Here is a 15504-nt window from a genome sequence, read left to right as displayed (position 1 = left end):
ACTCCGCCATTTTGCATACATGGCGGGTTTCACATTTTTGCGTCAGGCAAACAACTTAAGCATTGTTTGTCTTAACTTCTATCACGTCGTGGGGGAAGCTTTCCTTCTGCCCCGCAGCTGTGATTTTAGCAAATCTAGCGTTGCGCTTCAACGCCGCCAAATCTTCCGCGCCCAAATAGCCCATGCCGCTTTGGATACCGCCCGCATACTGCGCAAGCAAAGTATCAAGACCAACCGAAACTTCCTTCAACGCCTCGATGCCTTCCGCAGTCACCTTGTCGGTCTTGTCTTTGGTGTCCCTGCCATAACGCGCGGCAGAGCCGTCTTTCATCGCCGCCATGGAACCCATGCCGCGGTATTGCTTGTAGCTCTTGCCGTTGATTTCCATAATCTTGCCGGGAGCTTCGGGCGTGCCCGCAAGCAGGCTTCCGCACAAAACCGCGTCAGCCAAAGTCAAAGCCTTTACCATGTCGCCGCTCTTTGTTATGCCGCCGTCTGCAATTATTTTGACGCCCGATTTCTTCGCTTGCGAAGAGCATACATACAAAGCCGTAAGCTGCGGTATGCCGATGCCCGCAACTATGCGGGTCGTGCAGATTGAGCCGGGGCCCTGCCCGACTTTTATCGCGTCCGCGCCCGCGTTTGCGAGATATTCAACGCCCGCCGCACTTGTGACATTGCCGCCTATTATGGTCAAATCCTTGAAGTTTTCGCGGACGAGTTTTACCATTGAACCGACGCCTTCCGTAAAGCCGTGCGCGGTGGAAACCGCCGCCACGTCCAAACCGCGTTCCACGAGCGCGCCGACATGGTTTATAATTCTGTCCTTGTCAAGACCGCCATCCTTGTTGCGGTAAATGGAAAGCGTAGCACCGCAGAGCAGGCGGAAGCGCGAGTCCCTCGCCGCGCGTTTTTGCGACGCGTTTTCGTCTGAAATTCTTTCGATGTCAGAAAGAGTGAAAAGACCTTTAAGCTTGTCGTTTTCATCGACAACCAAAAGCTTGTGGACACCGAAATGGTCGTTAAAGAAGTTGTCTGCCGCCTCAATCGGGTCTGCACCCAAGTCTTTTGCCGAAATTGTGAACACTTCTGAGCGGGGCGACATTGCGTCTGCAATCTTCATCGAGGCATAGCGGGATTTCACCACGCTGCCCGGCAAAAGACCGACAAGCTTGCCCTGCCCGTCAACCACGGGGAACGTTCTGAAACGGAACTTTTTGTCCTCAACCATGTTCAAGACGTCGCCGATGAACTGTTCGGGAGAAACCCTTATCGGGTCTTGAATCAAACCGTGAATGTAGTTTTTAACCCTGCTTACCTGCGAGAGCTGTTCGTCTGCGGTCATCGAGGAGTGGATTATGCCCAAACCGCCGTTTCTTGCCATTGCAATCGCCATCTTGTATTCGGTAACCGTATCCATGTCCGAAGAGATAATTGGCAGTGTCAGCTTGACGCTTTCGGAAAGCTCCATATCCAATTTCGTCTGCTTTGGCAAAATCGCCGAATACTGGGTTGCCAACGTGACATCGTCATAAGTAAGAGCCGTCGGCGCGTTCATGCGGAAAAAGTCGTCCGCACTTTTAAAGAAAATATCGTCTATTGCGTTGTTCATATTATTTTCCCCCATTGGGGTTAGACTAAAAAAAAGCCATAGGCAAGCATTTTTTAAAAAAAACAATAAAAACCCTTGATAAACAGTATTTTTATGCGTAATTCTTTCGTCTACAAAAAAAGTTTATATATGTTAAGAACAACACTATTTATTTTAATGCTTGCAATCGGGCTTTCCGCCCACGCAGAAAACAATCTGCAAAAAAATCCCCTGCCCGACTGGGCAATGGGCGGATTTGAACGGCCCGAGGGGGTAAACCCCGTAATATCGCCAAACAAAGAAAGCGTATTCGATTGCCCCATGCAAAAAAGACCAATAAGATGGGAAGAAAGCGACACATTTAATCCCGCCGCAACCGTTTACAAAAACAAAATCTGCATTCTATACAGGGCAGAAGACAACACATTTCAAGGTGTCGGCTCGCGCACTTCAAGACTGGGGCTTGCCGAAACGACCGACGGCATAAACATGAAACGCCACCCCTCCCCCGTGTTCTTTCCGGCAGAAGACAACAACAAGGAATTTGAATGGACGGGAGGCACGGAAGACCCGCGCCTTGCACGGACAGAAGACGGTACATTCGTATTGACCTACACAAGCTGGAACAAAAAATGCGCGCGCCTTTGCATAGCAACTTCAAAAGACCTGCGCACTTGGAAGAAACACGGTAGCGCGTTTAAAAAAGCAAAAGGCGGAAAATACATAAACATGTTCTGCAAGTCCGCCGCAATCCTCACCGAACAATCGAAAACCGACCCCGACAAATTCGTGATTTCCAAAATAAACGGCAAATACCTGATGTACTGGGGCGAACACCGCATTTTTGCCGCAACGAGCAGCGACCTCATAAACTGGGAACCCGTCGAAAACCCAAACGGCTCCCTTAAAGAGCTAATCGCGCCTCGCAGGGGATTTTTCGATAGTTCCCTAACAGAAGTCGGCCCCGCCGCAATAAAGACGAAAAAGGGGATTTTGGTTTTGTATAACGGCAAAAATTCGAGGGGAAAAGACGCCGACAAGCGTTTTGCGGAAGGCACTTACGCCGCGGGGCAGGTTCTCTTTGACTTAAACGACCCGTTAAAGCCGATAGCGCGCCTTGACGTTCCCTTTTTCCGCCCGATGGCGGATTTCGAGCGCAAGGGGCAATATGCGCAAGGCACAGTGTTTATAGAGGGGCTGACCTTCTACAAGGGCAAGTGGTATATGTATTACGGATGCGCCGATTCTCTTGTGGGAGTTGCCATCTTCGACCCGAAAAAATCCGATAGATTTGGAGACCCTATTCCCGAATACGAGGGGGTGGAAATTCTCGATAGCGGCGAATTACTTTGGAATTACCAAAAAACAGACTTAAAGAGTCTGGATGCAAAACTTGCAAATTTCGCAAAAGAAAACAAGCCGCTTGAAATTTCAGTAAACAGCAAAGCTTCGGTAAAATCGCTTAAAAGCATCATCGAACTTTTGGAAAAAAACAAAATCGAAAACATAAAGTTCGTGAAGTAAAATTTTTTCAAAACACAAAAAAAGCGCGGAGTGAAAATTCCGCGCTTAAATTTTTTACTTTTTGGACGGCTTTACTTCTTTTTCGCCTTGTTTTTTCGGAATAAGCACATCCTTGCCCACCGTGTCGTAAGTTCTGAACGGGCGATTTGTTTCAACATAGCCCGCATTCGGAATTTTCGGCACAACCTTAGGCGCGGGAGAATTTGCAGTGCGCATTCCTATTTCCAAAGTCAAGTCTTCGACAGCCCTTGCGGAATCCTTGTCGCCCTGCGCGGCAGACGCCTGAAAGAGAACAAGCGCGGTATTCTTGTCCTGCTCGACACCCTTTCCGTAATAGTATGAAAAGCCCAAAAACCTCTGCGCGTCGGCATCTCCCTCTTCGGAGGCGGCAGTCCAAATATTCGCCGCCATTTTCATGTCTTTTGCTACCCCTTCGCCCGAAAAGTAGCAAAGCCCAAGCATCGTCTTTGCGGGCAGATAATTTTCCAGCGCCGCCCGCTTCCACAGCTCAAACGCGAACTTGGGGTCCTGCTTTACGCCCTCACCCCTCGCATAGCAAAACGCGAGATTATGAACCGCCCTTATGTTGTTTTGGCGCGCCGACTTCTGCCACCAGTATGCCGCCTGCTCCATGTTCTTAAATATGCCGTTGCCGCCGACCGAATAACATGTGCCCAAAAAATACTGCGCCTGCGCGTTGCCCGCAACCGACGCCGCCTTCCAGTATTCGACCGCCTTGTGCCTGTTGCGCTTCATGATTCCGCCCTCGAAATAAAGCTCTCCCAACCTGCACATGGCTTCGGGATTTTTTCGCGTTGCCGCCTCATACCACCAGTAGGCGGCAGTGCGCATGTTTTTTTCGATAATGTCGCCTTCGGCATAAGCGTCGCCGACTTTGTTTTGCGCGACAGGGTCTCCCTTTGCGGCAAGCTCCAAATTCTTTTCAAACTCCTGAACTTTGACGCGCTTTTCATCTTTAAACCTAACCGCCTTGTTATAGGCAATGTCCGCCAATGCCTGGGCAGACAAGGGTTTGCCGTCGGCGTCCAAAATCTCTCCCCCGTCTTGAGCATGCGCAAAAGACGAACATGCCAATATCACAAATGGAATTATTCTTTTCATCAATTAAACATATAGATTTTTTGTTTTCAATAATCAAGCCTTTGATTTCCCGCCGCTCCCATTTTTTCGGGACTTCAAAAGCTCCTCGATATTTCCGAAAGCGGCGGTGCTTTCGCGCCACTTTTTTCCGCTTTCGCTTTTTACGTCTTCAAATTTCCGCGCCAGCATCCTTGAAGCACTTTCCGCCCAGCCGAAAAGCTGAAAGCTCGTAATGCTTTCGACCTTGAACCCCATGGCAGTCAACCTTATCAAATTGTCCCTGCTTGCAACAGTAATGTTGCGCGGATTTTTTGAAGTCGCGCACATCTGTTCTATCAGCTCGTCGGCAGTCATGCAAGACGGAGTGTAAACTTCGGAAAATGTTTTTGAAAGCCCGATTTTTTCCACGTTGATGTCGTCGCCCCTGCCGTCGTAAACGATTGTGACGCGGTAGCCCAAAATGTCGTGAATAGGAGATAGCATGTCGGAAAGCATTCTCTTTGCCGCGTCCTGCCCAAGCTCCTCAAAGGCGCGCGCCATATCCTTGTGAGCGCGGATGATATTCCAGCCGTCCACCAAAAGATGCTTGCGCTTTATGTCGGGAACACTCATTTTATTTTCAATTTGAATGTTGAAAGTTGGGCTTGGGTTATTTTATAAATGAAGATGTAATTTTTTTATAAACATGAAAAGACTTTCAAATATTTTCGCTTTTGCAATTTTTATTTTTACGGCGGCATTTTTTTCGGGGTGCCAAAGTCCACGCTACAAGCCGACAAAAGAGCCGCAAATAATGGAAGGCAAAATGAAATGCACCATAAGCCGCTTTACCCATGAAAAATACGCCAAGCCGTATCTTTACGCATTTTACGACACCGACGGCAATTTTGTCTCCTACATAGACTTTTCAAACATGGTAATGTCGAATGTTGAGCAATACATGGATAGAAACGTCGTAATCCGCGGGGTGCTTACCGGAACGCAGGACGGCAATGTCCTAAAAGCCGACATGATTAAATTTTCAAGATAAACATTATGCCAAACTTAATAGACGGAAACAAAATTTCGGAAGAAATACACGCAGAACTTAGCGAAAAGCTCGCAAATATTTCGGGGCGCAAGCCGTGCGTCGCGCTAATCAGGGTCGGAGACGATCCCGCATCGGTGTCTTACGTCGCAAAGAAGAGCAAGGTCGCCGCAAAAATCGGAATAGAAAGCAGGCTCAACATCCTGCCCGAAACGACAACCCAGTCTGAGCTTGACGCGCTCATCGACAAACTTAATTCAGACGACGGGGTTGACGCGATTTTGGTTCAGGCTCCGCTTCCAAAACATTTAAACGAGCAAGCCACATTCAACAGGGTCGCGGCATCGAAAGACGTTGACGGATTCAGCTTCTCGAATTTGGGCAAGCTCTGCCAGGAAAACAAAACTGCGTTCGTCGCATGCACTCCTGCGGGGATTATCGAGCTTATAAAGCGTTCGGGAGTTGAAACAAAAGGCAAAAAGGCGGTTGTCATAGGAAGAAGCCTGATTGTCGGCAAGCCCCTCGCGCTTCTTCTGATGCAAAAAGGCATAGACGCAACCGTCACCGTCTGCCACTCAAAAAGCGAAAACTTGAAGGAAATTTGCAAAGAGGCTGACATTCTGATAGCGGCGGTAGGCAGACCCCTGACTGTAACCGAAGACATGGTAAAGGAAGGCGCGTGCGTAATAGATGTCGGCATAAACCGCATTCCTTGCGCCGAAAAGAAGTCGGGCTACCGCCTCGTCGGAGACGTCGATTTTGAAAACGTGGCTTCAAAATGCTCGTTCATAACTCCCGTGCCGGGAGGCGTCGGACCGATGACAGTCGCAATGCTTATGTCGAACACGGTAAAAAGTTTCCTTTTAAAGCAGGATAAACATTAAAAATCGGCTCTTATCGGAAATTTGAAAAAAAATATAAAGAAAATTTACGGAAAAGCTTGACAGATTTTGCCATATAGCATTTTGTTTTAACTTTTCCTCAAAATCAAAGTTGAAGAATCATGAAAGTAGTATCATCCATTAAATCTTTGAAGACCCGTCATCCGGACTGCAAAGTAGTGCGCAGAAAGGGTCGTGTGTACGTAATCAACAAGACAAATCCTCGCTACAAGGCAAAGCAGGGTTAATTAAATAACGGAGAGGTTTTTACAAATGAAAGACAAAATTCATCCAGATTACAAGCCTGTTTGCTTTGTTGACGTTTCGACAGGCGCGCGTTTTTTGACCCGCTCCACAATGAGAAGCAAGCAGGTTGAAACCATCGACGGCGTTGAATACCAAATGATTGTGCGCGACATCACCGCAGACTCTCACCCAGCATACACGGGTGAAAAACGCTTCGTTGACACCGCCGGCCGCGTTGAAAAGTTCCAAAAGAAGTTCGGTCGCCGCCGCGCATAATTTTCTACTTTCATGCTTTTAAACCGACGCCTGCTTGAAGCGGGCGTTTTTTGTTTACACAAACAAAATTTTGTTGCAACCGCGCCAAAATGCGGCAATTTTTTTAATCGTGAAAATTTTAGACTTCAATTCAAAAAATTTCTGGAAAAGCCTCGCCGAAGCGGCAAAACCCGTAATGCAGCTAAAAGATGTCTCCGAAATAGTGGAGAAAGTTCTAAGCGACATCAAAGAAAACGGCGACAAGGCTCTAATCGAATATACTCATAAGTTCGACAAGGCGTCACTCACCCCGAAAACTTTGAAAGTCAGCGAAGACGAAATAAAAGACGCCCTTAAAAAAGTTCCCGCAAGCGACAAGCGGGAAATCAAAAACGCGATTAAATGCGTGAGATTTTTCCATAAGCACACAATGCCGAAGAATTGGAGGGCTAAAAACCCGCACGGCGCAATCATAGGCGAAAATTTCTATCCGATTAAGCGCGTGGGGTTGTACATTCCGGGAGGTCAAGTTCCTCTCGTATCGACAGTGGTAATGACCGCAACTTTGGCAAATCTCGCGGGATGTCCCGAAATATGCGTCTGCACCCCTCCATCGCCCGAAGGCAAAATAAACGCGCACCTTCTGACCGCGCTTTACTTTTCGGGAGTGAAAGAAATCTACAAAGTCGGCGGGGCGCAAGCAATCGCCGCAATGGGCTATGGTACAAAAACAATAAGGCAGGTCGAAAAGCTTTTCGGACCGGGCAACGCTTTTGTGATGGAAGCCAAGCGCAGGCTCTTCGGGGAAGCGGGCGTTGACTTGCTCCCGGGTCCAAGCGAAGTAATGATTATAGCCGACGAAACCGCAACCGCAAAGAACGTCGCGGCAGACTTGCTTTCGCAAGCCGAACACGGTAGCGGCAAAGAAAAAATTTACCTTGCAACAACCTCAAAAAAGCTTGTCGAAGAAATCCCGAGCGAATTGAAGAGGCAGTCAAAGCCGCTTTCGCACGCCGACAAACTCGCGAAAATAATCGAAAACGGTTGCTTTGTAATCTTCGTGCCAAACCTCGAAGCGGCAGCCGAAGTCGCGAACTTCATCGCCCCCGAACACCTTGAATTGCAAGTCGAAAAAAGCAAAATAGAAACCCTAACAAAGGCAATCACCACAGCAGGGGCAATCCTGCAAACGGAAATGACCCCGACAGTTTTGGGCGACTTCACCGCAGGTCCGAGCCACACCTTGCCTACTGGAAGGACTGGCAGATTTTCGAGCGGCTTGCAGCTCGTTGACTTCATGCGCCGCTCCTCCGTCGTGAGATACGACGCAAAATCAATAAAAAAAGCGCGACCGACCGTCAAGGCGTTTTCAAAGATGGAGTCGCTCGACGCGCACGGCAACAGCCTTTTCATCAGGGAAGAGCAATGAGATTGCGGAAATTTCCGCAGGAAAAGCTTTCGATAAAATCTTGCGGAATTGCCGCAAGATTTTCTTTTGCAAACTCGCGCATTTCCGCAACCTTAAACTTGCGCGGATAGAGCCTGAGCGGATAGTCGGAACCGAACGCGATTTTTTCAAGGACGCTTTCAGGCAATTTCTCGTAGGCTTTAAATCCATATAAAAAAGTGTTTGCGGCGCAATCGTAATAAACATTGGAAGGCGGGCTGAAATTCTGCTCAAAAACATCGCCGCCGCCAAAATGGGCAAACAAGAATTTTGTTTTGCCGTTTCGCCTTGCCGCCTCATAAGCAGAAGAATTGCGGGTCAAAACCTTGTTTGGATAATCCTTTGTGCGAAAGTCCGACAAATGCAAAGACACGCACCAGCCATGCTCCCCGCAAAAGCGGCATAATTCGTCAAATTCGGGAGTGTCGAAGCCAAACCCCTGAACGCCGTCATGAAGCTCGCCAACGCCCGAAAACCCCATATCGAAAGCTTCCCGCAAAACTTTCTCAAAACCTTTTTCGGCACAATTTAATGACGCCAAGGCCGAAAGCCTGTCCCTGTGTTTTTCGATGGCTTTTGCCGTCTGCAAATTCCAATGCCTGCAACTTTCCAAGCGCAAAAAATACCAGCCTTGAATTGCCGCCCTCTCGACTTGCGCCTCGTCCATTTTGCGCAAAAAATCGTCAATGCTCGGAAACGATTGCAAACTCGGCTTTAAATCAGGCCGCCTGCCCATGAGCGCACCCCAATGCAATTCCCCGTTTTGCGCCGCCCAAGAGGACGGGTCAAGCGACATGTCCTGAGGATACCAATGCGTATGTGCGTCAAAAAGCATTAAAGTAAAAATATGCGACAAGAATAGCCGCAAGTAAAATTCTGTACCACGCAAAAGGCGCAAGCCCCCTTCGGTTTAAAAATCCGACAAGCCATTTAGCCGCAACAACCGAACTTGCAAAAGCCACGGCAAAGCCTATTGCAAGAGGCATTACAGGCAGAGCCGCAAACATATTAACCCCGTCTGAATAAATTTTGAAAACACTTGCGGCAGAAAGCGTTATAAGCCCAAGCAGAAAACTGAATTTCGCCGCCTCCACCGGTCTTAGCCCAACCATATACGCGCCGATTATGGTAACCATCGATCTGCTTGTGCCGGGCCATAGCGCAATACATTGAAACATCCCCACCAAAAAAGATTTTTTTACCGACAATTCGTGAAGCTCAACGGCGCGAGTTGCAGTATTGAAAGACTTGCCGTATTTGTCCTGCACAAAAAACATCGCAAGCGCGCCCATAATAAGCGCGTAAATAACGGGCCAAACAGAAAACAAATAATTCTCGATTGCCCTATGCAGCAAAAGCCCGGCAACCACTGCCGGAATAAACGCCACAGTCAAGTTGCGCAAAAGCTTAAAGCCTACAACGCTCTTGCCGACAAGCCCAAGGAGCATGCTTGAAACGTCTTTCCAATACACGAACAAAACAGCGGCAATCGCGGCAATCTGTATTACAATGCAATACGCGTCAACAGCGTCTTTTACAGTGTAATATCCGTCGCCGCTTTCGCTTTTTATGAACTTGCCGTTTCCGTCAACGGCAGGCTCGTCGGAATTTAGCCCCAAGAGATTTCCCGCAAGAATCAAATGCCCCGTGGAGGATACGGGAAGAAACTCCGTAAGCCCCTCAACAAGCCCCAAAACCGCACCGTCAAAGTTCGACATGGGGCTTTCAAAAACAACCAATTCCTCTGCCTTTATTTCAGGTTCATTTCCCGAAATTTCAACGGATTGGGAAAACAAAAAAGCGGGCGAAAGTATAAAAAAAAGGATAAGTAAAAATCTCATGGCAAACCATTCTAAAAGACCTTGCGAGATGCAAGCGCGCTTTTTATAGTTCCCGTATCGGCAAAGCCAAGCTGACTTCCGTTCGGAAGACCGAAACCTATTCTCGAAAGGCTTATTCCGAACTTTTCGGCAATAGCCTTGGAGATGTAATGGCAAGTCGCCTCGCCTTCCATGTCGTTTGAAAGAGCCAAAACAATTTCCGAAATTTCACCCCTCTGCGCCCGTTCTTCAAGAACTTTGAAATTTAAATCATTTGGAGTTATGTTTTTTATGGGCGATATTTTTCCGCCCAAAACATGATAAGACCCTCTCCATGCCCCCGATTTTTCGATGGCAGCCATGTCGGCGGCAGTCTCCACCAAACAAACGCTCGAAAGATTGCGGGAAGAGTCGGAACAAATTTCGCAAAGAGCGTTGTTTTCGGAAATCCCGCAACATTTGGGGCAAGGCGTGAGAACGTCGAGCGCGCGGCGAAGATTTTCAATCAAAATCTCCGCCTGCTTTCTGTCGGCAAAAGCAAGATGAAGCGCGGCACGCTCCGCACTCTTGCGCCCCATGCCGGGAAGCCGCGCAAAACTTGCGCACAAACTTTCAAACGCCTTGTTCATTCAATCAGAATAAGCCGGGCATTGAAAATCCGCCCGTGATTTTCGACATTTCGGCTTCGCTTTCGCTCTTTGCCTTTGCGCAAGCCTCGTTTATGGCTTCCAAAATCGCGCTTTCGACAACTTCCGCGCCCTCTTTCAAAAACTCTCCGTCAAGCTTCAAGCTTTTTACCGCGCCATGCCCGTCAACCACGACTTTAACCGCGCCGCCGCCCGACGACACTTCTATTTCCTTTGCGGACAAGTCGGCTTGAACCGCCTCCATTGCCTTTTGCATTTTCTGAGCCTGTTTTAATAATTTACCTACACCCGGCATAATGTTTATCCATTCTATTTTGAGTTTTAACTAAAAAAAATCAACCAACGCGCTTTATTGTAAGAAGAGTGAAATCGTCGTCCGTCGGACGCGATTTGCAGGAGAATTTTGCGACTTCGCGCGTTACAAATTCGTTTATCTCGTCCGCCGCAAGCGATGCGGTTTTTTCGAGAACGTTTTTCAAACGCCCCGTTGAAAATTCTTCGCCGTCGGGATTTACGGCTTCGGTCACTCCGTCCGAATAAAGCATCATCACGTCCCCAACGCCGAACGGTCGCTCCACGTCGTAAATCGCGCAATCAAAAATTTCGGAAGAAACCATTCCGATTGCAATGCCCTTCGACTTCACAAAGTCCGCAACGCCTGCTTCCGCGCTGAAAACAAGGGGCTTCTCATGCCCCGCCCTCGCAATAGACACCTTATTTTTGGTGGTGTCGAAAATTGCGTAAACCATTGTGACGAACATATCGGAACGCATTGCAACCACCATTTCGGAATTAAGTGCTTTCAGCGTTTCGGATGGCGAAGAATAACGGCTTGCCAAATAGCGCAGTTTTGACTGGCATATCGCCATAATGATTGCGGCTGAAACGCCCTTTCCTGAAACATCTCCGATAACAGCCCCGATTTTCCCCCTGCCCAAATCAAAGGTGTCGTAAAAATCCCCTCCGACTTTCTGCTGGGGCATATATCTTGCCGCGCTGTCAAAACCGTTTATGCTACACAATTTTTCGGGAAGAATGTAGCTTTGCACGCTTTTTGCAAGAGTCAGGTCGCTATCCATTTTGCTCTTTTCGACAAGCTGGTTAAAGGCGTTTATACTGTAAAGAGAAAGCGCGGACTGGTCGGCAATGGAGCAAGCGATGGAAAAATCGAGATCTGAAAAATACTCGCCGCCTATCGGGTTCGCCAACGCCAAAACGCCGTAAAACTCGCCCCTGAACATCATCGGAATTGCCATAATCGAGGTAATTCTCAAAGCCGCGTCCTTGTGGTTTACGACCCTTGCACTGCTCTCCGCGCGCTTGATGAAAACAGGCTCACCGCTTTCCGACGCCTGCCCGATTATGCCCTCATAGGGCTCAAGCTCCTCGCCCTTTAAAATTTTGTCTATGAAATCCGCCCTCGATCTTGCGGTTTTCAGCATTAGCGGATTTATCTCGCGCTGGGGCGGGAACAAGCCGTCGCTTTCGACAGCCACCAAATTATTTTTTGAGTTACGCTCGTAAATGCACGCGCTCGTCGCGCCGCAAGCCAAAGTAATCGAGCGCAAAATGCGCAAATACACCGAGTGCTTGTCAGCCCCCGAAGCGACTTCGGCAACGATTTTGTGCATGAAGTCAAGCACGATGTCATTTTCTTCGCCAACCGATTCAAGCTCTTTTCTAAGATCGCGCACTTCCTTGTCTTTGCGCCACAACATCCACGCAAAGAGGATTGCAAAAACCAAAACCGTGCAGTAAGCCCCCGTCGTCATTGGCCGCCGCGCTCCAACTCTTTTTGCATAAACTTTACAATGTCCTGAAAGTCTTTCGCGTTTGCGGGATTTGCCTCTATCAGGTTTTTGTGGGCATCCAATATTTCAGGCTTTGAAACGGGATTTGGTGTCAAGCCTTCCCTGCCTGAATTAAAATCCGCGCAGTCAGAAATCTTAACGATGCTATCAAGACCGAGATTTTCAATAAGCTCCAAATTGCGCCCCTCCAAAGAGCAGAGATTTACGGCGTCAGGCTTGCCGTTTTTTGCAAGCTTTAAGGCAAGACCTGCAATCATACCCATAAAGGTGCTGTCCATTCCGGTGCATTTTGAAAAATCAATGAAAAACTCGTCGCAACCGCGCGACTGCGCAAAGTCGAAAAACTCCCCGACAGGCTTGCAGTTCAAATATGTGGCGCGACCTACAACCTCCAAGCAAGCCTTGCAGGAATCAATCTTGACCAAATATTTTGCGGAGTTCTCCATAGACTTCTACTTTTCCAAAATCTTTTTGAGGACATACGGCAAAATGCCGCCGCGCTTGTAGTATTCAACTTCAACAGGCGTATCAATTCTAAGGAGCAGATTTGCAAAATCGACAGTTCCGTCCTTACGCTCGATTTTAAGCTTCGCGCTCATAGCCGGCGTTATGCCGCCTTCCAAACCGGAAATCGAGAAAGTTTCAGTGCCGTCAAGCTTAAGCGTTGAAGCGTCCTCTCCTGACGCGAACTCAAAGGGAAGGATACCCATTCCAATAAGATTGCTGCGGTGTATTCTTTCAAATGACTTTGCCACAACAGCGCGAACCCCAAGCAAAGACGTACCCTTTGCCGCCCAGTCGCGCGAAGACCCCATGCCGTAGTCGCGCCCGCCGAAAACAATAAGCCCGCGGTTTTGAGCCGCATAAGCTTGGCATGCGTCAAAAATGTAAACATTTTCGCCCTCTCCGTCGATTTTCGTGTAGCCGCCTTCAACGCCGCCTGCAATCAAGTTTTTAATTCTTACGTTTGCGAAAGTTCCGCGCGCCATTACCCTGTCATTGCCGCGCCTCGAACCGAAGGAATTAAAGTCCTTCACTTCCACGCCGTTTTCGCGCAAATACCTGCCTGCGGGGCTTTCGGGCAAAATCGACCCTGCGGGAGAAATGTGGTCGGTAGTAACCGAATCCCCGAAAATTGCAAGCGCGCGCAAGGAATTCAAGCTGGGCAAGGTCGTCTCGCCCATGGTGAAGGCGTCAAAGAACGGCGGATTTTGAATGTAAGTGCTTTTTTCGTTCCACTTGTAAAGCGCACCTTCGGGGCTTTCGACAGCCTGCCAAAGCTTGGGGCCCGACATGTCAGAGTAGCGTTTTGCAAACATCTCTTTTTTTATGCAGTTTGCCATGCACTCTTCGACTTCCCTGCTTGAAGGCATTATATCCTTCAAATAAACAGCCTTGCCGTCTTTTGAAACGCCGACAGGCTCGCTTTCCATGTCAATATCGACCCTGCCCGCAAGGGCGAAAGCCACGACAAGCTGCGGACTCATCAGATAGTTTGCCTTGATTTGCGCATGGACGCGGGCTTCAAAATTGCGGTTGCCGCTCAAAACGCTCGCGCAAAGCAAATCGTTTTCCTTGACCGCTTTCGAAACGCTTTCTTCAAGAGGTCCCGAATTTCCGATGCAAGTCGCGCACCCATAGCCCGCGAGATTAAATCCGATTTCATCCAAATATTTTTGCAGACCCGCGCATTCAAGATAGTCGGAAACCACCCTCGACCCGGGAGCAAACGAAGTCTTTACATAGCTCGGAGGCTTCAATCCGAATTCGCACGCCTTCTTTGCAAGCAACGCCGCCGCGATTATAACCGACGGGTTTGAAGTGTTCGTGCAGCTTGTGATTGCCGCAATCAAAACGCTTCCGTTTGAAATTTCGCCCTTGTTGGTGGAAACTTTTTGGGAGGAGCTTTTCCCCGACTGCTCCAAAAGCGCGGAAACGCTCTTTTTCAGGTCGGGCAATTCTATTCTGTCCTGCGGGCGTTTATGACCCGCGACGCACGGGCGTATTTTTGACAAGTCCAAATCGACAACTTTCGTATAGTCGCATTCGCCGTCTTCGCGGATGCCGAATATGCCTTGCTCTTCAAAATAGTCTTTGATGAGCGAAATTTGCTCTTCGCTCCTGCCCGAAAGGCGCATGTATTCGAGCGTTTTTTCATCGACGGGGAAGTAGCCCATCGTAGCCCCGTATTCGGGAGCCATGTTTGCGATTGTCGCCCTGTCTGCAAGAGGAAGCATCTTCGCACCTTCGCCGAAAAATTCAACGAACTTGCCTACGACTTTTTCATTTCTTAAAATCTGCGTCACGGTAAGGGCGATGTCCGTCGCGCTCACGCCGTCATTTAACTTTCCGAAAACGCGCACGCCGATGACTTCGGGAACTTTGAATGAAACAGGCTGACCCAGCATTCCCGCTTCCGCCTCAATGCCGCCCACACCCCAGCCGACAACGCCCAAGCCGTTAATCATTGTCGTATGCGAATCCGTACCTACGAGAGTGTCGGGGTAAAACAAAGTCTTGCCATCGACTTGGCTTTCAAAAACAAGCCTTGCAAGATATTCCAAATTTACCTGGTGGATAATTCCTGTTGACGGGGGAACCACTGAAAACGTCTTAAACGCCTGCTGACCCCATTTCAAAAATTCATAACGCTCAGAATTGCGCTTAAATTCCAAGTCCAAATTGATGTTGTAAGAATTTGCACTGCCCGCGCTATCCATTTGTACGGAGTGGTCCACAACCAAATCAACGGGAACGAGAGGCTCGACAACCGATGGGTCTTTGCCCTGTCGCGCCGCGGCGTCGCGCATTGCCGCCAAATCCACCAAAAGGGGAACGCCCGTAAAATCCTGCAATACAATTCGCGAAACGACAAAAGGCACTTCATAGTCGCCCGGCTGTTTTGCGTTCCAGTTTGCCAAACGCTTTACGTCGCCTTCATTTGCCAAAACCCCGTCGCAGTTGCGAAGCACGCTTTCAAGAACGATTTTTATACTTACGGGCAATCTCTTCAAATTGCCGATACCCTGCTTTTCAAGCTCTTTTAAACTGTAAATATAACCCGATTTGCCCGAAGACAAAGATTTAAATTCCTTTAAACAATTAAGTGGATTTTTCATAAATAATTTTTTGCAAATTTATTGAGACAAAATAT

15 protein-coding genes and 1 pseudogene are annotated in these 15504 nt (G+C 48.5%); 6 read left to right on the top strand and 10 right to left on the bottom strand.

Features of this window, described 5'->3' with window-relative positions; translation table 11 throughout:
• Window positions 1–55 precede the first annotated feature (55 nt).
• On the bottom strand, window positions 56–1612 hold the full coding sequence (guaB, locus tag MOX91_RS07680) for an IMP dehydrogenase (RefSeq protein WP_370397499.1): 1557 nt from the start codon (window positions 1610–1612) through the stop codon (window positions 56–58).
• A gap of 129 nt (window positions 1613–1741) precedes the next feature.
• Between guaB and MOX91_RS07675 the strand changes: the two are divergent.
• Window positions 1742–2899, top strand: a pseudogene (locus MOX91_RS07675) (beta-1,2-mannosidase); the annotation flags it as partial.
• Between the two features lie 270 nt (window positions 2900–3169).
• Here MOX91_RS07675 and MOX91_RS07670 read toward each other — a convergent pair.
• Window positions 3170–4237, bottom strand: a complete 1068-nt coding sequence (locus tag MOX91_RS07670) for a tetratricopeptide repeat protein (RefSeq protein WP_370397498.1) — start codon at window positions 4235–4237, stop codon at window positions 3170–3172.
• Window positions 4238–4270: 33 nt separating this feature from the next.
• Window positions 4271–4828, bottom strand: coding sequence for an NYN domain-containing protein (locus MOX91_RS07665; RefSeq protein ID WP_370397497.1), 558 nt, complete (start codon window positions 4826–4828; stop codon window positions 4271–4273).
• Window positions 4829–4901: 73 nt separating this feature from the next.
• Here MOX91_RS07665 and MOX91_RS07660 point away from each other — a divergent pair, with 73 nt between their 5' ends.
• The 5 genes from MOX91_RS07660 to hisD all read left to right on the top strand — a co-directional run bounded on the left by MOX91_RS07660 (window position 4902) and on the right by hisD (window position 8054).
• Window positions 4902–5246: a hypothetical protein gene (locus MOX91_RS07660; RefSeq protein ID WP_370397496.1), complete on the top strand. Its 345-nt coding sequence runs from the start codon at window positions 4902–4904 to the stop codon at window positions 5244–5246.
• A 5-nt stretch (window positions 5247–5251) separates the two neighbouring features.
• Window positions 5252–6127: a bifunctional methylenetetrahydrofolate dehydrogenase/methenyltetrahydrofolate cyclohydrolase FolD gene (gene folD / locus MOX91_RS07655; RefSeq protein WP_370397495.1), complete on the top strand. Its 876-nt coding sequence runs from the start codon at window positions 5252–5254 to the stop codon at window positions 6125–6127.
• A 119-nt stretch (window positions 6128–6246) separates the two neighbouring features.
• Window positions 6247–6372, top strand: coding sequence for a type B 50S ribosomal protein L36 (gene ykgO / locus MOX91_RS07650; protein ID WP_370397494.1), 126 nt, complete (start codon window positions 6247–6249; stop codon window positions 6370–6372).
• Window positions 6373–6397: 25 nt separating this feature from the next.
• Entirely contained in the window at window positions 6398–6646 is a 249-nt protein-coding gene (locus tag MOX91_RS07645) for a type B 50S ribosomal protein L31 (RefSeq protein ID WP_370397493.1), read from the top strand.
• Between the two features lie 109 nt (window positions 6647–6755).
• Window positions 6756–8054, top strand: coding sequence for a histidinol dehydrogenase (gene hisD / locus MOX91_RS07640; protein ID WP_370397492.1), 1299 nt, complete (start codon window positions 6756–6758; stop codon window positions 8052–8054).
• Here the strand turns inward: hisD and MOX91_RS07635 are convergent.
• From MOX91_RS07635 to acnA, 7 genes are read right to left on the bottom strand one after another with little or no spacing between them, the layout of a single operon-like run.
• Window positions 8038–8907: an amidohydrolase family protein gene (locus tag MOX91_RS07635; protein WP_370397491.1), complete on the bottom strand. Its 870-nt coding sequence runs from the start codon at window positions 8905–8907 to the stop codon at window positions 8038–8040. The two genes, hisD and MOX91_RS07635, sit on opposite strands and share 17 nt — an antisense overlap.
• Window positions 8897–9868: an undecaprenyl-diphosphate phosphatase gene (locus MOX91_RS07630; RefSeq protein ID WP_370397490.1), complete on the bottom strand. Its 972-nt coding sequence runs from the start codon at window positions 9866–9868 to the stop codon at window positions 8897–8899. Before MOX91_RS07630 ends, MOX91_RS07635 begins: the two co-directional genes overlap by 11 nt.
• Before the next feature lie 56 nt (window positions 9869–9924).
• Entirely contained in the window at window positions 9925–10521 is a 597-nt protein-coding gene (recR, locus tag MOX91_RS07625; RefSeq protein ID WP_370397489.1) for a recombination mediator RecR, read from the bottom strand.
• A gap of 4 nt (window positions 10522–10525) precedes the next feature.
• Window positions 10526–10834 carry a YbaB/EbfC family nucleoid-associated protein gene (locus MOX91_RS07620; protein WP_370397488.1) on the bottom strand — a complete coding sequence of 103 codons (309 nt, stop codon included), beginning with the start codon at window positions 10832–10834 and terminating at the stop codon, window positions 10526–10528.
• A gap of 40 nt (window positions 10835–10874) precedes the next feature.
• Window positions 10875–12311 (bottom strand): PP2C family protein-serine/threonine phosphatase, encoded by a 1437-nt coding sequence (locus MOX91_RS07615; protein WP_370397487.1) that lies wholly within the window; start codon window positions 12309–12311, stop codon window positions 10875–10877.
• Window positions 12308–12796 (bottom strand): STAS domain-containing protein, encoded by a 489-nt coding sequence (locus MOX91_RS07610; RefSeq protein WP_370397486.1) that lies wholly within the window; start codon window positions 12794–12796, stop codon window positions 12308–12310. The genes MOX91_RS07615 and MOX91_RS07610 overlap by 4 nt, the downstream gene beginning before the upstream one ends.
• A 6-nt stretch (window positions 12797–12802) precedes the next feature.
• Entirely contained in the window at window positions 12803–15469 is a 2667-nt protein-coding gene (gene acnA, locus MOX91_RS07605) for an aconitate hydratase AcnA (RefSeq protein ID WP_370397485.1), read from the bottom strand.
• Window positions 15470–15504: the final 35 nt, after the last annotated feature.

The sequence above is a fragment of the Intestinicryptomonas porci genome (assembly GCF_033971905.1).
GTDB classification, from domain to species: domain Bacteria; phylum Verrucomicrobiota; class Verrucomicrobiia; order Opitutales; family Intestinicryptomonadaceae; genus Intestinicryptomonas; species Intestinicryptomonas porci.
The sequence above is the reverse complement of the archived record's forward strand: the minus strand, read 5'-3'. Positions and strand labels throughout refer to the sequence as shown.